Origin of the sequence: Kosakonia sp. BYX6, assembly GCF_038449125.1 — a bacterium.
Taxonomy (GTDB): domain Bacteria; phylum Pseudomonadota; class Gammaproteobacteria; order Enterobacterales; family Enterobacteriaceae; genus Kosakonia; species Kosakonia calanthes.
In genome coordinates this window covers 2,428,167-2,444,844 of record NZ_CP151800.1, presented here as the reverse complement: position 1 = coordinate 2,444,844, position 16,678 = coordinate 2,428,167, and the positions used below count along the sequence as shown (strand labels likewise).

General features: G+C 52.0%; 12 protein-coding genes and 1 pseudogene. 6 read left to right on the top strand and 7 right to left on the bottom strand.

Annotation, left to right across the window (positions count from 1 at the left end):
• Positions 1 to 16: 16 nt before the first annotated feature.
• Both AAEY27_RS11395 and AAEY27_RS11390 read right to left on the bottom strand, forming a co-directional pair.
• Positions 17 to 934 (bottom strand): hydroxymethylglutaryl-CoA lyase, encoded by a 918-nt coding sequence (locus AAEY27_RS11395; RefSeq protein WP_342320621.1) that lies wholly within the window; start codon positions 932 to 934, stop codon positions 17 to 19.
• Positions 935 to 945: 11 nt separating this feature from the next.
• On the bottom strand, positions 946 to 2,142 hold the full coding sequence (locus AAEY27_RS11390) for a CaiB/BaiF CoA transferase family protein (RefSeq protein WP_342320620.1): 1,197 nt from the start codon (positions 2,140 to 2,142) through the stop codon (positions 946 to 948).
• Between the two features lie 238 nt (positions 2,143 to 2,380).
• On the opposite strand from AAEY27_RS11390, the gene AAEY27_RS11385 reads away from it, so the two are divergent.
• From AAEY27_RS11385 to AAEY27_RS11360, 6 genes and pseudogenes are all read left to right on the top strand, one after another.
• A complete protein-coding gene (locus AAEY27_RS11385; protein ID WP_342320618.1) occupies positions 2,381 to 4,318 on the top strand; it encodes a sigma 54-interacting transcriptional regulator in 1,938 nt (645 codons plus the stop codon).
• A gap of 262 nt (positions 4,319 to 4,580) precedes the next feature.
• Positions 4,581 to 4,923: pseudogene (locus tag AAEY27_RS11380) on the top strand (helix-turn-helix domain-containing protein); the annotation flags it as partial.
• Between the two features lie 306 nt (positions 4,924 to 5,229).
• On the top strand, positions 5,230 to 6,216 hold the full coding sequence (locus AAEY27_RS11375; protein ID WP_342320616.1) for an MBL fold metallo-hydrolase: 987 nt from the start codon (positions 5,230 to 5,232) through the stop codon (positions 6,214 to 6,216).
• A gap of 12 nt (positions 6,217 to 6,228) precedes the next feature.
• Positions 6,229 to 7,140 carry a LysR family transcriptional regulator gene (locus AAEY27_RS11370; RefSeq protein WP_342320615.1) on the top strand — a complete coding sequence of 304 codons (912 nt, stop codon included), beginning with the start codon at positions 6,229 to 6,231 and terminating at the stop codon, positions 7,138 to 7,140.
• A gap of 58 nt (positions 7,141 to 7,198) precedes the next feature.
• Positions 7,199 to 7,615 (top strand): DUF943 family protein, encoded by a 417-nt coding sequence (locus tag AAEY27_RS11365; RefSeq protein ID WP_342325552.1) that lies wholly within the window; start codon positions 7,199 to 7,201, stop codon positions 7,613 to 7,615.
• Positions 7,616 to 7,780: 165 nt separating this feature from the next.
• Entirely contained in the window at positions 7,781 to 9,112 is a 1,332-nt protein-coding gene (locus AAEY27_RS11360) for a glycoside hydrolase family 10 protein (RefSeq protein ID WP_342320614.1), read from the top strand.
• 5 nt (positions 9,113 to 9,117) lie between these two features.
• Here the strand turns inward: AAEY27_RS11360 and AAEY27_RS11355 are convergent, their stop codons facing one another.
• The 5 genes from AAEY27_RS11355 to treZ all read right to left on the bottom strand — a co-directional run bounded on the left by AAEY27_RS11355 (position 9,118) and on the right by treZ (position 16,658).
• Positions 9,118 to 9,678 carry an RNA polymerase sigma factor gene (locus AAEY27_RS11355; protein WP_342320613.1) on the bottom strand — a complete coding sequence of 187 codons (561 nt, stop codon included), beginning with the start codon at positions 9,676 to 9,678 and terminating at the stop codon, positions 9,118 to 9,120.
• The gene (locus AAEY27_RS11350) at positions 9,656 to 10,090 is read right to left on the bottom strand and encodes a hypothetical protein (RefSeq protein WP_342320611.1); all 435 of its coding nucleotides are present in this window, start codon (positions 10,088 to 10,090) and stop codon (positions 9,656 to 9,658) included. Before AAEY27_RS11350 ends, AAEY27_RS11355 begins: the two co-directional genes overlap by 23 nt.
• A gap of 129 nt (positions 10,091 to 10,219) precedes the next feature.
• Entirely contained in the window at positions 10,220 to 12,295 is a 2,076-nt protein-coding gene (glgX, locus tag AAEY27_RS11345; protein WP_342320610.1) for a glycogen debranching protein GlgX, read from the bottom strand.
• Between the two features lie 68 nt (positions 12,296 to 12,363).
• A complete protein-coding gene (treY, locus tag AAEY27_RS11340; protein ID WP_342325550.1) occupies positions 12,364 to 14,829 on the bottom strand; it encodes a malto-oligosyltrehalose synthase in 2,466 nt (821 codons plus the stop codon).
• Positions 14,830 to 14,870: 41 nt separating this feature from the next.
• On the bottom strand, positions 14,871 to 16,658 hold the full coding sequence (gene treZ / locus AAEY27_RS11335) for a malto-oligosyltrehalose trehalohydrolase (RefSeq protein ID WP_342320609.1): 1,788 nt from the start codon (positions 16,656 to 16,658) through the stop codon (positions 14,871 to 14,873).
• Positions 16,659 to 16,678: the final 20 nt, after the last annotated feature.

The following is a 16,678-nucleotide window of genomic DNA, read 5'->3' as shown; positions in this document are numbered from 1 at the left end:
TTTTCCGAATTATTATTTATTGGGTGTTAACGCAAAAATCAAATTCGCTGTAGGGTCTGGCACGAGAAAGACTACTTAATAGATTCGGTTCGATGGTTTCACGGATCCCCGCTGCGACTTTCAACAACGCGGGCAGTGAAATACCGGTATTTAATCCCATTCGGTTAAACATATTTACAGCATCTTCAGTCGCTGAATTACCTGCTGCGCCCGGTGCAAAAGGGCATCCTCCAAGTCCGCCCACGGCGGTTTCAAAGCGTGTTATCCCATTTTCAAAACCCGCCAGCATATTGGCGAGCGCCATGCCATGGGTGTTGTGCATATGTAAACCGAAATCGATATTCGGGAATTTGATCTGGACAATTTGCAGGATCTGCGCGGTCTGGCGGGGATTCGCGACACCGATGGTGTCGCATAACGTCACGCGGTCAATGCTGAGGTCTTGCGCGAATTTAATAATATCAAGCATGTCGTTGATATCCGTTGCCCCTATAAAGGGGCAGCCGAATACGGTAGCAAGGGAAAGCGTAATATTCAGATCAGGAAATTCATGACGGATTTTATAAAGATCGTCCAGTGATTCCTGATGTGTTCTGTTAATGTTGGCTTTGTTATGCGCTGGGCTAACAGAAATTACATAATTAATATTTTTCACCTGATTATGACTGGCGATTTGCGCGCCTTTGCTATTGGGTATTAAAACATAGGGCGTAATATCATGATGCTTATCGAGAACATGGCGAATAACATCTTGCGCATCTGCCATTTGCGGGATCGCTTTTGGGCTGACTAACGAGGTTATTTCAATGTCTTTTAATCCAGCCTCGACAAGATTATCAATAATGCTGGTTTTTAATTCTGTAGGAATTGGCAGCTTAATATTCTGAAAGCCATCTCTCGGGCCCACTTCGGTAATTTTAATGAATGTCGACATAAACGATGACCTTACAGGATGCCTGCATTAACTAACTGCTCAATTTTTTCGTCAGAATAATCCAACAACTCTTTTAAAACTTCGTGGTTATGTTGACCCAACGTCGGCGCCGGGAAGCGGATTGTCGCCTTTTTATTGGTGAATTTGACCTGATTACCGGTCATGGTGATTTTTCCGGCGACGGGATGTTCAATATCGACGAACATTTCGCGGGCCACAGCAATATGCGGATCTTTTGTTACACGATCGATAGTATTAATCGGCGCGGCAGGGATACCGGCGGCAAGCAATAATTCCACAATGTGATCGATATCATGACCACGCGTCCAACACTCGAGGATTGATTTTAATTCTGCATGGTGAGTGACGCGGTCGATATTGGTGCGGAATATTTCATTATCCAGTGCGTCGATATTTAGCGTTTGCTTAAGTAAGCCAAACAGTTTGTCGTTACCGCAGGCGATGATGACGTAGCCATCTCTCGCCTGGAAGGAGTCGTAGGGGTAAATGGCTTCGTAACGGTTGCCAATACGTGTCGGAATACGCCCGGTATTCAGATAGATGATGTTAATAATTTCCAGCGAGGAAACCATAGAGTCGACCAGCGCGATATCCACTTTCTCGCCGACGCCGGTTTTCAGCCGGTTTGAATACGCGGCCAGTACGCCAATAGTGCAACTCATGCCGCCGACCACATCCGCGATTGCAGTACCGGTACGGGTCGGCGGAGCATCTGGCCAGCCGGTGGTGCTCATCAGGCCGCTCATGGCTTGGCCGATAATGTCGTAGCCCGCGCGTTTAGAATAAGGACCAGTGTGGCCGAACCCGGAAACGGCACCATAAATAATCGCCGGGTTCACTTTGCGCAAATCTTCATAACCCAGACCGAGTTTTTCCATCACGCCCGGACGATAATTTTCCAGCACAATATCGCTATTGCGAACCATGTCGAGGAATATATTTCGGCCTTCTTCGGATTTCAGATTAAGTGTGATACCACGCTTATTCCTATTCAAATTCATAAAATAAGCACTTTCACCGTTTATTTGTGGTGCATTGGCACGAGAATCATCACCTTTACCGGGTAATTCAATTTTTATTACATCTGCGCCAAAATCTGCCAACATCATTCCGCAGTAAGGGCCCGCCAATACACGCGTTAGGTCCAAAACGCGCACGCCATTTAATACACCAGACTGATTACTCATATCCATTCCTTATAAATTTCAAATGTAATTAGGGAAGGGGGATTACCCACCCATGGCATATTAATCAAGATGCGTGCCAAAATTGATTTAATGCGAGAAGGTTGCTTAACTCACTGAATTAAATGAAGTTAAGCTAAATGTGTTTTTAGCGCTTATTGCAACATCTAAATATCAATTGCGTTAAAAATATCAGTTATGATATTCAGTTAATAAAATAACAACATTCCGGATTTATATCATGACGACAAAAAACTTACCCAATCTTGCATTAATTACGCCGTATCCGCATTTAGGGGATATTGTAATAATGCAGTGCGCAGGAATATTTAATTGCCACGTCTATCACGGAAGTCTGGAAAAGGCCATTAGTATTGCGCGTAATTTGGATAGCGATTATTACGATGTTATATTGAGCCGGGGTGGAACAGCTGAATATATTGAAAATGCAACGGTCATTCCTGTTGTACGCATTCATACTTCAATGTCTGATTTATTGAAATCATTAATTCCTTTAAAAAACCATTCTCATAAAATCGCTTTTTTTAATTATCAGAAATATTTACCGGATGTCGTATTAGCCGCGACGGCATTGAATATTGTTATTGATGAATTTGTCTTCGATTCACAATTTGATATGACAGAAAAACTCAAACTCTGCCGCGCAAATCATTACGAAACTGTGACGGGAGGCTGTCCTGTTGCAGAAACGGCCAAACAATATGCGATGCAAGGCATATTAATTGAGAACGGCGTCGAGTCCGTGACCAGCGCGCTACGAGAAGCGTTGGCCATTGTTGAGACAACCAGGCGCAAAATGTTGGATATGACTCGGCTTGAGATCATTCTTTCGTCAATCACTGAAGGCATTATTGTGACCAACGAAAATAATGACATCCAAATATTCAATAAAGCCGCTGAGACAATTTTTGGTTTGACTGGGCTGCAAGTGTTGGGAAAACAGATTGATAGCATCATCAAAAACACGCGAATAAATCAGGTGCTGTTATCCAAATCCCCTGAAATACGTGAATTACAGGAGTTAGACAATACGTCGATCATTACCAGCCGTGTACCGATGTTTATGGGTAGAGAGTGTATTGGCGTGGTTTGTTCTTTTACCGATACGCCGCAGATTCAAAAAGTTGAACGGATTATCCGCGGAAAACTTAAGAAGAAAGGCTTTGACGCCCGTTATACCTTCGATCATATCCTTTCAGCCGACAGTGAAATGCAGGCGATTAAAAAGCTGGCGCAAGTTTATGCCAGAACGGATTCGCCGGTGATGATTTATGGGGAATCCGGTACCGGAAAAGAGTTGTTTGCGCAGAGTATTCACAACCATAGCAACCGAAGGCATGGGCCGTTTGTCGCGATAAATTGCGCCGCCATTCCTGAAAATTTGCTGGAAAGCGAACTGTTTGGTTATGAAGGCGGATCGTTTACCGGCGCCAGGCGGGAAGGGAAGGAGGGTTTGATCGAGCTGGCGCATCAGGGCACACTGTTTCTGGATGAAATCGGCGAGATGCCGTTGCCGATTCAAAGCCGGCTGCTGCGAGTTTTGCAGGAATACGAAATCATGCACATTGGCGGTAAAGATGTGATTCCGGTTGATGTGCGGATTATCGGCGCGACAAACCGCGCGCTAGCAAGCATGGCCGAAGACGGTACATTTCGCAGCGATCTGTTTTACCGATTAAATGTTTTGCCATTGACCGTGCCACCTTTGCGGGAACGCGCCGGTGATTTTCGATATCTGGCCACAAAGTTTCTGTGCGAAACCGCCGCCGAGCATTTACTTGAACAATTTCTGGATCTGTTTTGTTCTTATCGCTGGCCTGGTAATGTCCGCGAAATGCGTTTTATCATTGAGCGGTTGGCATTGCTGTCCGTCGGTTTTCCACAGTATTCGCTGCGTGAAATGTTGACGCTCACCGGATTTAGATTTCCTGATGCGGTCTCTTTACATCCGAACAACGAGCCGGTGCGCGTAGATCTGAGTAAAGGCCAGTTAAAGAACGTGATAAAAGATGTTGAGCGCCAGGTGATTGTGTTTTATCTGGAGCGCTACGAACAGAACCAGGACAAAGTCGCGATGCAACTCGGCATCAGCAAAATGAGTTTGTGGCGCAAGTTGAAGGTGGATGAAGTCACTACTAGAGAAAGCGCATTTGGATGACATCAGTGACCAGAAAGGATATAAGGATGACTGCAAAACCCCGGATTCTGTCTGATTCTATGTTGATGCGCATAATGTATATTATGTTAAATGTGGTATTAGGATCGCTCTGCTACTAATCAACGCCATACCCCGCTGTGGTTTTACGGAAATCAAGGCGTTGAGAGTCCAGGGTTTCAGGCATCCCTCTCGTTTCTTGCTCTAGTTACAGAGTACATTTTGTCTAACGGAACTGACGAAATATGGGACAAGGGAGATCACGATGGTAAGACAGAAGATCATACAGCAGCTACTGGAGTGGATTGAGGACAATCTCGAACACCCTATCTCTGTAGAAGATGTCGCCCGAAAATCTGGCTATAGCCGACGCAACATCCAGCTATTGTTCAATCAGTTTGTGCACATGCCTTTGGGTATGTACATCCGCAAACGAAAACTTTGCCGGGCAGCCATTCTGGTCAGACTCACAACAAAACCCATGCTCGATATTGCTCTGTCTTTGCCGTTTGATTCACAACAGTCATTCAGCCGCGAGTTCAAAAAGCTGTTCGGGTGTTCGCCAAGAGAATATCGACACCGCGATTTCTGGGACCTCGAACATATTTTGCCACCCTATTTTTCATGCAATTACGAGCGGCCAAAATGTAAATTAGTCCGCATGCCTGTGATCTGTTTTTATGGTGATTCATTTAAGTATGACGTTTAGCTTTTTGTGCAAACACTAATAAAGCCATTCACTATGTTGGGTCATTCTTTTTGATGAAGGACTGGCGTTATCTCATGACAGATTTATAACCAAAGGTTATCAACATAATCGGACCTATCCACGACATGGATAGGTCGTATCAGCATGGTACGGGTTCTCATAAAATGTGAGTGGAATAACATGAGGTTTTCGTCAGGAGCTCATCATGTTTAATGCAAAAAGCCTCGTTACATCAACGCTCTTAGCCGGTTCGTTATTGTTCTACCCTGCTCTTCAATCTTTGGCCGACGTATCTCAACATGTCGTCGAGCAACAGGCTGGCGGATATCACGTACAGGTCGGTAAAATCCTTGTTACCTCCTTTACCGACGGCAGCGTCGCGCAAGATCTTCATAGCCTGTTGCGCCGCACGACACCGCAAAATACCGACGCGTTACTGGCTAAAAACTTCCAGGCCAATCCGGTTGAAGCCTCCATTAATGCATTTCTGATCATCCTGCCCGGGCACAAAATCTTGGTCGATACCGGTTCAGGACAATTGTTTGGTCCTGGGAATGGTGGTCGGCTGGTTGAAAGCCTGGCGACGCAAGGGATTCATCCTCAAGACATTACGGATATTTTACTGACCCACGCGCATTCCGATCATTCAGGCGGCATGGTCAAAGATGGCCAACGTGTGTTCACCAATGCGCGCGTATTTGTGGGTAAACCGGACATTGATTTCTTCTTTAATAACGCGAATCAGCAGAAAACCGGCTATGACCAGAGTTACTTCGATATTGCGCAAAAAACCTTAAAACCCTATCTGGATGCCGGCAAAATTGTGCCATTTTCAGGCTCTGTTGAACTTATGCCCGGCATAACCGGTACGGTTCACCCCGGCCACACACCGGGATCGGCGTTCTACACGCTGGTCAGTGACGGCGAGAAAATCACCTTCGTCGGCGATATCATTCACGTCGCCGCGGTGCAGTTCCCGCAGCCCAATGTTACTATCGCCTACGATGAAGATCAGGACGGTGCCACTCGTGTTCGCACACAAGCATTTGAAAGCTTTGTGAAAAATAGAGAGCTTATCGCGATTCCTCACTTGCCGTTCCCCGGCATTGGCCATGTCGCCAGCAACGAACATGGCGGCTATGCATGGGTACCTGTCACCTATACCAACCGAAACGCCGCTGGCGCAAAGTAAACGGAAAACAGAATGACGCCATTTGCAGACATTGATATGGACCTGATGCTGACGTTAGATGCACTGCTTAAAGATCAGAACATCACGCACGCCGCTACACGGCTCGGTATTAGCCAACCGGCGATGTCGGCACGGCTGGCGCGTCTGCGGACGATCTTTGGCGAGCCACTGTTTATTCCATCCCCACATGGACGTGGGGTTTTGCCAACGCCGAGAGCCGAGTCGCTGCGCCCGCAGGTCGCGAGCGTTTTGCAGGGTATATCGACAATGCTCGAACCGATGAATTTCGATGCACAAAGCAGCAGCCGGACGTTTGTGATTGCGCTGCATGAAAACCCGGCGCTGATGCTGGGCGCGGATCTGTTTAATCAGCTTGCGGCTGTCGCGCCAGGGATTCGGTTACGCTTCGCCCTGCCGGAAATGTCTCGTCTGCCCGGGCAACTGGAAAACGATGATGTTGATATCTACATTGGCGTAAATGCTGGTGCGCATGATGCCTGGATCAGACGCAAACTTTTTGATGATGAGTTCGCGACAGCGCAGCGCAAAGATCATCCGCGGGGCTCCAACCCCCTTGATCTGGAAAGTTATTGCGCCCTTCCCCATCTGGTCGTCTCTGCGCAGGGGGATCCGTTTACCGGCTTTGTCGATCAAACGCTGGCCGGGCTGGGACATCAGCGCAGTGTGGTGATGTCCACGCAAAGCTATGCGATGGCACCGCCCATCGTTGCGGGTACGGATCTGCTTTGCACATTACCGCGACGGATGCTGCAACGTTTTGCCCAGACGCTCGACATTTTCACCCCGCCGCTCGCGCTTCAGCCGATTGCCATCAGCATGTTCTGGCACCCCAAAAACAACCACGATCCCGCTAACGCCTGGCTACGCGCACAACTACTTAATGCCGCAGGGGTTCAGCCGTGATGTTTAGCTTTAACAACTGAGATAATAATTAATGCTTAAGAAGCTCGTCACTTTTTTGATGTTGATAATCATCCTATGCCTATCCTGGTTATTTCTTCGCTCGCCGACTATCGTCCGCGTCGATAATGACACTGTATATGTGAAAAATCTGCCTTTAACGAATGAAGGCAAAATCGACTGGTGGAAAAAGAATAAAGAGTTGCTCCAGGAGAAATACAACATCATCAACGATCCAAAAGACTTCACTGTCATCATCATGCATTTCAAAGGTTATGAACGCCTGCCAGCAGGGACCCGAGACGGAAGCATCGATGATTATCACTGTTTTGATGATATTAAGGATAAGGAAAACTGCATCTATAACGACATCGCTATGATTGTCAGCGGGAATCTCACCAACAAGGTTTTCTATCGTCTCGACGATAAAATCTTTGATGAAACACCCGACGGGAAAATAAATTTACTCAAGAACTAGCCCGGTTTTTAATCCCCCCGCAATAAGAATGAACTCAGGGGGGAGTTGCCCTTATTTCGAACATCGATCCTCTTCTTCTTACTTATCCGCCCTTATCATTTGACTTACCCCCGTTTCGTACGAGAATGTGGGTTGCCCAGCGACTACGAGAAAAAACAAAAGCATATGACCATCAGTCTGCGTTCCTTTTACCGGATAGCCCAACTAAAACACTCGGCCGCGCTTGTTGCTGCGGCGCTTTTTCTGGCTAGCTGTGCGTCTAAACCCCCGAAATCTCTCGTCACGCCCATTCCCCCCGTCGCTAAACAACCGCTTCCCACACAATCGATTAAAAATCAGGGAACCGTGCGTGGCATCTGGCTGGCGACGGTTTCCCGTCTGGACTGGCCACCAATGGAATCGGTAAATGCCAGCAGCGCCGCGCGCATCCAACAGCAGCAAGATGCATTAACAAACAAGCTCGATAAGCTGAAACAGCTCGGTATTAATACCGTTTTTTTCCAGGTGAAACCCGACGCCACCGCGCTGTGGCCGTCAAAAATCTTGCCGTGGTCCGACACGCTTACCGGCACTATTGGTCAGGATCCCGGTTACGATCCGCTGCAATTTATTCTCGACGAAGCCCACAAACGCGGCATGAAAGTTCACGCCTGGTTTAACCCTTATCGCGTGTCGACTAACACCAAAACATCGACAGTTAACGAACTTAACCGCACATTATCGCTGCATCCTGCCAGCATCTTTGTCCTGCACCGCGACTGGATCCGCACCGCTGGCGATCGTTTTGTTCTCGACCCAGGCATTCCCGATGTGCGGGACTGGATAACCAGCATCGTGGCGGAAGTTGTCGCGCGTTATCCCGTTGATGGCGTGCAATTTGACGACTATTTCTATACGGAAACTTCCGGTTCTACGCTCAATGACCGTCAGACATTCCAGCAATATGGCCAGGGTTTCGCGTCCAAAGCCGACTGGCGGCGGCACAATACGCAACTGTTGATTGAGCAAGTTTCCCGCACCATCAAGCAGTTAAACCCCAATGTTGAATTCGGCGTCAGCCCTGCGGGCGTGTGGCGCAACCGCTCATTCGACCCGGCAGGATCGGAAACACGCGGCGCGGCGGCGTACGATGAATCGTTCGCCGATACCCGTCGCTGGGTGCAGCAAGGTTTGTTGGATTACATTGCGCCGCAAATCTACTGGCCGTTTTCTCGTGACGCCGCGCGCTACGATGTGCTGGCAAAATGGTGGGCCGATGTTGTGAAACCCACACATACACGCCTCTATATCGGCGTTGCCTTCTATAAAGTGGGTGAATTTTCAAAAACGGAACCGGACTGGACCATCAATGGCGGCGTACCAGAACTGAAAAAACAGCTCGATTTGAACGAATCGATGCCGCAAATTTCCGGCACGATCTTGTTCCGGGAAAGCTATCTGGAACAGCCGCAAACCCGGCAAGCCGTTGATTATTTAAGAACACGCTGGGGCGAATGACGGGGTTAATCTTCCATCAGTTCATCATAAAGATTTCGCATGCGCGTACGCAGATAGAGCACGGCTTTGTGTTTGCGCGAGAGCAGCGCCTGCACGCTCACGCCCTGCTCTTCTGCCAACGCTTTGAAACTGTAGCCTTGCAGTTCGGTTTTTTCGAACACCTCGCGCTGCGCCGCCGGTAACCCGGACAGCGCATTGCCAAACTCTTCCCATAACAACGCTTTCAGATACTCATCTTCGGGCGTTTGCGCCACGCCAAACAGGGTTTCTGCCAGTTCATCTTCGGCGAAGGTTTCGTGGTCATCATTTTCAAACAGTCCGGAAAAAGGCACTTCGCGCTTTTTTCGCGCCCGGTCGGTCATCTCATTCCGCGCGGCGCGAAACAGCCAGGCGGCGACGTTCTCCACCGGCTGTTCCACTTTCATCAACTGATACGTCACTTCCTGCAAGATGTCTTCGGCGTCATCGCTGGGCGCTGAACGACCGCGGATAAACGCGCTCAGCCGGGATCGACAAGCGCTGATTGCAGATATCAGCCGCGACTCAGCCGCCATGGCGATTTTCATCTGCTTCACCTGAAGTCGTGCCGTTATCGTCGGGTTGTTGACGCGGATCCCGACGCCCATGCCAGCCGCAATGTCCGTGATGGCGGAACCCGTCACGGCGCTGCTGGACAAAAGCTTCACGCTGTTCTGGCGTCATCTGCATCCAGCGTTCATGCATGCGCCGGTGCGCGCCGCTGAACATTCCCGGCCGAAAACCAAGCCCGCCAAACAGAATGCGCGACAGCACTAAAATCCCCAGCGCCTGCCAGAACCCAATGCTTTTCACGCCCAGAATGGCGGGCAACAGCGCATTCCACAGCGACATGACCACCAGGCCGAGCGCCACAAACACCACAACGCCGATGATAAGCGGCTTAGCCATGCGGTGGCGGCCGAACCCATGACGATGTTCACGCATATCGAAATCTCTCATCTTTTTTATACTCCATCAGCTTAATGAATAATTGCCTGTGATGAAGTAGACGAATCAGCGAGAGAAATATTGCTAAAAAAAGAAAAAATCAGGCGCAACCTGTGCGCCTGAGTCTGCCCGGCGGTGAATTCAGGGGCGGCGGAACAGCGCGATACTGCGGCCTTCTAATTCAAAATCTTTCTCTTTGGTGATGACAATGCCGCGTTTCACCGTATCGGAGGTTGTCAGTTCCAGTACCCATCCGCCCTCGCCAAATTGCGGGATCTGGAACGGCACATTGCCTTCGAACGGGTTGAACAGCATCAACACGTCATGCCAAATCCCCGGTTCATCTTGCAGATCCGCACGTCCAATGTAGACGCCGAGCGTCGTCCCTTCTTCCCACTGTTCAGGAAGCTGCTCGCCACCGCCGGCGTTGTACCATTTGATCTCCATACCGTCGCGCCAGTTCTCGCGGCGTAACAGTGGCTGCTCCGCCCGAAGCTGAATCACCTGACGCGTGAATTCCCGCAGCACTTCGCCGTCGCCCTGCAATGCGTCCCAGTGGATCCACGAAATCTCGCTGTCCTGACAATAGCCATTATTGTTGCCCATCTGGCTGCGCCCAAACTCGTCGCCCGCCAGCAACATGGGCGTGCCGTGGGAGAACAACAGCGTCGCGAGGAAGTTGCGCTTCTGGCGATCGCGCACGGCATTAATCCCTTCATCCTCGGTTGGCCCTTCCGCGCCGTAGTTATAGGAGCGGTTGTCGTTATGGCCGTCATTGTTATCTTCGCCGTTGGCGTCGTTATGCTTGTCGTTGTACGAAACCAGATCGTTGAGCGTGAAACCGTCATGTGCGGTGATGAAGTTGACGCTGGCCCACGGGCGACGCCCACGCTGGTCGTAGAGGTCGCCGGAACCGAGCAACCGCGCGGCGAAATCCGTCGACACATTGTCGCCCTTCCAGTATTCGCGCAGCGTATCGCGGTATTTGTCATTCCATTCCGCCCAACCCGGCGGGAAGCCGCCGACCTGGTAACCGCCGGGGCCGATATCCCACGGCTCGCCAATCAGCTTCAGTTTCGACAGCACCGGGTCCTGCGTCATCGCATCAAAGAAACCGCCGCGCTGATCAAACCCTTGCGGTTCGCGTCCAAGGATGGTGCCCAAATCGAAGCGAAAACCGTCGATATGCATCGATTCCGCCCAGTAACGCAGGGAATCCATGATCATCTGCAACACCCGCGGGTGCGACGTATTGACGGTGTTCCCTGTGCCGGTGTCATTGATGTAATAACGGTGTTGATCTGGCAACGTGCGGTAGTAGGAAAAGTTGTCGATGCCTTTAAACGAGAGCGTCGGCCCCAGCTCGTTGCCTTCTGCCGTGTGGTTATAAACCACATCGAGGATCACTTCGATACCGGCGTCATGAAAGGCACGTACCATATCGCGGAAGCCCTGAATCCCGCGCGGACCGTAATAACGCGAGGCCGGGGCAAAGAAACCGAGCGTGTTGTAACCCCAAAAATTATGCAGGCCTTTATCCAGCAAATGTTGATCGTCCGGGAACCAGTGCACTGGCAACAGCTCGACGGACGTGATGCCCAGACTTTTGATGTAATCGACGGTCGCCTTGTGCCCCATCCCTTCAAATGTGCCACGCAAATCCTGCGGGATTGCTGGGTTAAGCTGGGTAAAACCTTTCACGTGGGTTTCATAAATCACCGCTTTCGGCCACGCGATGTCCGGGCGGTTTTGATCCTGCCAGTCGAACGCATTGGTATCGATAACCCGGCATTTTGGCGTAAACGGCGCACTGTCGCGCGCGTCAAACGTCAGGTCTTTATCTTCATGCAGCAGGTCATAGGCAAAGTGCGCTTCATTCCATGCGATATCGCCAACCAGCTCGCGGGCATACGGATCAACGAGGAGTTTGTTTGGGTTAAAGCGATGGCCGTTTTCCGGGTCGAAAGGCCCGTGAACGCGGTAACCATACAACGCGCCAGGTTGCAGACCCGGTACATAGCCGTGCCAGATTTCATGCGTGTTTTCGGGAAGTTCAAGGCGGGCGATTTCCTGTTGGCCGCTGGGATCATAAAGACAGAGTTCCACGCGCTCCGCGTGGGCGGAGAAAAGCGCAAAGTTAACGCCCTCGCCGTCGAAATTCGCACCGAGTTGTTGGCCGTGCCCCGCCGTGATGTGAAAAGGTTTATCGTTAGACATCTTTCCCTCTCTGCCTCAAATAGCGTGTCACTCGCTATAACCGCAATCAAGCGCATCGTCCTTCATCTTCATGCGCTTACCAGTACCGCAAAGGTAAAACCGCCGATGGTTCGCAGGTTCACCCGATCGTTAAGTAAAATATCCTCCCCGCTGAGTATGTCTCGATAATGACGGTGCGCCAGCCGCGCAGGTAACGGAATTACTGCGCCATTGAGGCTGCCCTCCAGCGCGCCAAATAGCAGGCGCGGCGCCAGCACAATCAGCGCGTCATCGTTTTCCACGCGCGCAAAGGAGATAACATTGTCAGCCTGTTCGCCGGTGGCGTTGAGCACAATGTACTCACCCTGGCGAAACAGCGAGGGCTTCTGTTGGCGCAAATGCAGCAGTCTTGCGATAAACGATTGTTTCAGTTGCCCGCTCGACCACCCTTCCTGCAAACGCGGATCGGCATGTTCCTGTGCCGCCAGCAAGCGTTCCAGTTCGCCATAATCCGGCGCCAGCCGGTTATCCGGGTCGACAAGGCTAAAATTCAGCGCTTCGCTGCCCTGGTAAATATCCGGCACCCCGGGTGCGGCCAGTTTGATCAACGTCTGGGTCAGGCTATTGACCAGCCCGGCGCGAATAAATGGCAACAGTGCAGTAGTGAAATCCTGCAAAAACAGTTGGTTACCCGGTGAAAGCAGATGGCGAGCATAATCCAGTACCGCACTTTCATAGGCGTCATTGCCATCCACCCAGTCGGTGCGCTGTTTGGCTTCGCGCAGCGCTTTCTCGACAAATTCAACAAAACGCGCTTCCAGTGCTTTTAATCCTTCCGCGTCATCCGGTTGCAGCGTGACGGGCCAAACGCCCGCCAGCGCCTGATAAATCATCCATGCCACCGCAGGCCGCGGTGCAGGGCCGTCATCAAGCGGGCTCACTTTCGCCTTGTTCATTTCCCGCCAGCGCTCAACGCATTCCGCCCAGCGTTCGGGCGCTTCGGTCAGTGCGTACAGCCTGGCGCGGGCATCTTCCCCGCGTTTTGTATCATGGGTCGATGTGGCGGAAAGCGCATTCGGCTGCCGTTCAAGGCGCGTCTGCATTTCAGCGTGAAAGCGGCTTAATGAAAAGTTACGTTGTAACGGTTCTGCCCCGACTTCATTGAGCGCAAGGTCCATGTTCTGGCGGAAAAACAGCGTATCTTCCACCGATTTCGCCATCAGCGGCCCGGTCAGTTGCTGGAAACGGGTGCGGAAATGCGCCGCCTCATCACGCGCATTTTTCGCAACCTCGCCGGTCAACACGCGGGTGATAAACCCCAGCGCAGCGGGATCGGGCGCATAGCGGCTGGCATTAACCTTCTCAACGATTTTTTGCAGCAGCGCGCGATCCGCAGGCGGCAAGCCCTGCGCCGTGCCATAGGTGCGGTAAACCGGGAATGCAATCAGCAACTCGCGCAGCGCCTGCCGCACCGCTTCTTCTCGCGGCGACGGGGTTTCGGTGTTGCTGATGTCCATCGCGAGGCGCAACAGCGTGCTGAATTCGCCTGCGAAATTGCGGTCAACCATCAATAGTTTCGCCGCCCGCAGTTCGGCTTTCATATCCACTGTTCTGCCGACCACATGATGGTACGCCTCGCGCAGGCGGTCGATTTTCTCGTCATCCACCAGCACATCCGACAGCGCCGCAATAAATTCATACCCTGTGGTGCCGGAAACCGGCCACGCTTCTGGCAGATGTTCGCCTTTGCCGAGGATCTTCTCGACGGTGATGTAGCAATCCGTCCCGGCTTTTTGCCGCAACCGCGTGAGGTAACCCTGCGGGTCGGCAAGCCCATCCACATGATCGACGCGCAATCCGTCGACCGCACCGCTCTGCACCAATTCGAGGATAAGCCGGTGGGTATCATCAAACACCTGCTCGTCTTCAACGCGCATACCCACAAGGCCGGTTATCTCGAAAAAGCGGCGATAAGAGAGTTCGTTCGCCGCATCGCGCCAGCACATCAGCCGCCAGGGTTGTTGCGCATGCAACTCGGCGATGCGCGCGGGATCGGTCAGACTTAACACGTCCTGCTCGCGGCCCTGCCAGCTTTCCGCCACCAGCGGATACACATTTTCATAGTAGGCAAACGCTGGTTTGCCGGTTTCAGGATCCGGCTTTACCGTCAGCTCGCCCTTTCCGACCACGATGTCAAAATCCTCGCCCAGGAAAGGCAATGTCAGGCGGCGTGACCAGTCGATATCGAAATGGCGGGCATACGGGCTGTTTTCACCTTGCGCGATCACATCGCGCCACCAGCGGTTTTCCAGCGACGCGGCCATATGGTTCGGCACAATATCGAGAATCAAACCCAAGCCGGCTTTTTTCAGCGCTTGTACCAGCAAATCAAACCCTTCGCGGCCACCGAGCGCGGGATCAATTTCATTGGCGTCAGTCACGTCATAACCGTGGGTCGAACCGGCCGTGGCGGTAAAGATCGGTGACGCGTACAGGTGGCTGATGCCGAGCTTCTTTAAATAAGGCACCCGTTTGGCGGCACGCGCAAAAGTCATGCCGTTACGAAACTGAATACGGTACGTTGCAGTTGGCGTTGTCACGGAGCTTCTCCCAGGGAAAGGCGCACAAGAATGGCATTCTGCGGCAATTCGTTTGTCACAGCAGGCCAGGCAAAAAGCGTTTCGCCCGGCAAGTCAGGCAGCGGCTGGCGCACCTCGCTGATGTTCAGCGCCATCGACAGCGTGCCGTTCGGGAAAGCCCAACGCACAGCAATCAAACCGGGTGCGGTTTTCACCACCTCGCCGGTATGGGTTTTCGCATTAGCCAGCAGCGGCACAATGTGCGTTTGGCGCAACGCCAGCAGTTCGCGGCTAAACGCCAGCCAGCGTTGACCCTCTTCGCTCTGCGCGGTGTTCCAGTCCAGTTGCGAGCGACGAAACGTCTCCAGATCGTTCGGATCGGGCACATTTTCACCCTCATGCCCGGCGTGACCAGCAAATTCGCGGGTGCGACCTTCACGAACGGCGTTGGCTAACTCGCCATGAAAATCGGTAAAAAACAGGAAAGGATGGGTTTCACCATACTCTTCGCCCATAAACAGCAACGGAATATGCGGCGACAGTAACAGCGTGGCGAGCAGCACGCGCGTGCGATCCGCGCCCGCCAGCGCAATCAGCCTTTCGCCTTGTGCGCGGTTCCCCACCTGATCGTGGTTCTGGATAAAATCGACAAACGCCACCGGCGGCTGTTGGGTACTATCTACACCGCGCGGCTCGCCCGATTGCGCCGAAATCTCGCCCTGGTACGCAAAACCTTCCGCCAATACGCGGGCCAACCATTTTTCCGGTTCCCCGGCAAAATCCTGATAGTAAGCGTGAGTTTCGCCAGTGGCGAAGACATGCACGGCGTTATGGAAATCATCATTCCATTCACCGGTAAACAGCGGTGCTGTTCCATCCGCATTACGCGGATGCAGCGACGTGATATTGCGACAATCTTCCGTCGTCAGGTGAATTGGCCGATCGGTGATTTCCGCGCGAATCCGCTGTGCAATCTCAACGAGGATATGCGGGTCACTATCATCTTCAATCTGGTCGATGGCATCGAAACGCAGGCCATCGAGGTTAAACTCCCGCAGCCAGTAGAGCGGTGCTTGCGCAATATACTGGCGAACCGCGTCGACATCATAGGCGATGCCCGCGCCCCACGGCGTCATGCGCGCTTTATGGAAGAAATCCGGCGACAGCAGCGGCAGATAATTGCCTTCCGGGCCGAAGTGGTTAAGCACAATATCAAGCACCACCGACAGGCCAAAGCCGTGCGCGGTATCGATAAACGCTTTGAAATCATCCGGCGAACCGTAAGCGGAATGTGGCGCATACAACAGCACACCGTCATAGCCCCAGCCGCGATTGCCGCCAAATTGCGACACCGGCATCACCTCAATCATCGTGATACCGAGTTCTGCGAGATAAGGCAGCTTCTCCATCGCCGCCTGGAACGTCCCTTGCGGGGTAAACGTGCCGATATGCAGTTCATACACCACCGCTTCTTCCCAGCGGCGGCCTTTCCAGCCCGTGTTTTGCCAGACATAACGCGCAGGGTCGACAACTAACGACGGGCCGTTAACATCCGATAATTGCCCGCGCGACGCGGGATCGGCAACCGCTCTGCCATCCGCGAGAACAAACTGATACTCCGCCCCCGGCGCGACACCTGTTACGGTGACATCAAACCAGCCATCGCCGATCGGGTCCATGTTGACCGTCTGCCCGGCAAGCCGCAGCGAAACATTTTCCTGACCCGTCGCCCACAGCCGAAAACGCACCGTGCCGTCGGCAATAAACTCCGCACCCCATGTTTTTGTAAACGCTTTCGACGTCATGCAACTTCCTCTCCACGATG

What these genes read in the sequence shown, in the direction of transcription:
- AAEY27_RS11395 (WP_342320621.1), bottom strand. Translation starts at nt 934, where the DNA reads ATGTCGACATTCATTAAAATTACCGAAGTGGGCCCGAGAGATGGCTTT.
- AAEY27_RS11390 (WP_342320620.1), bottom strand. Translation starts at nt 2,142, where the DNA reads ATGAGTAATCAGTCTGGTGTATTAAATGGCGTGCGCGTTTTGGACCTA.
- AAEY27_RS11385 (WP_342320618.1), top strand. Translation starts at nt 2,381, where the DNA reads ATGACGACAAAAAACTTACCCAATCTTGCATTAATTACGCCGTATCCG.
- AAEY27_RS11375 (WP_342320616.1), top strand. Translation starts at nt 5,230, where the DNA reads ATGTTTAATGCAAAAAGCCTCGTTACATCAACGCTCTTAGCCGGTTCG.
- AAEY27_RS11370 (WP_342320615.1), top strand. Translation starts at nt 6,229, where the DNA reads ATGACGCCATTTGCAGACATTGATATGGACCTGATGCTGACGTTAGAT.
- AAEY27_RS11365 (WP_342325552.1), top strand. Translation starts at nt 7,199, where the DNA reads ATGTTGATAATCATCCTATGCCTATCCTGGTTATTTCTTCGCTCGCCG.
- AAEY27_RS11360 (WP_342320614.1), top strand. Translation starts at nt 7,781, where the DNA reads ATGACCATCAGTCTGCGTTCCTTTTACCGGATAGCCCAACTAAAACAC.
- AAEY27_RS11355 (WP_342320613.1), bottom strand. Translation starts at nt 9,678, where the DNA reads ATGAAAATCGCCATGGCGGCTGAGTCGCGGCTGATATCTGCAATCAGC.
- AAEY27_RS11350 (WP_342320611.1), bottom strand. Translation starts at nt 10,090, where the DNA reads ATGAGAGATTTCGATATGCGTGAACATCGTCATGGGTTCGGCCGCCAC.
- glgX (WP_342320610.1), bottom strand. Translation starts at nt 12,295, where the DNA reads ATGTCTAACGATAAACCTTTTCACATCACGGCGGGGCACGGCCAACAA.
- treY (WP_342325550.1), bottom strand. Translation starts at nt 14,829, where the DNA reads ATGACTTTTGCGCGTGCCGCCAAACGGGTGCCTTATTTAAAGAAGCTC.
- treZ (WP_342320609.1), bottom strand. Translation starts at nt 16,658, where the DNA reads ATGACGTCGAAAGCGTTTACAAAAACATGGGGTGCGGAGTTTATTGCC.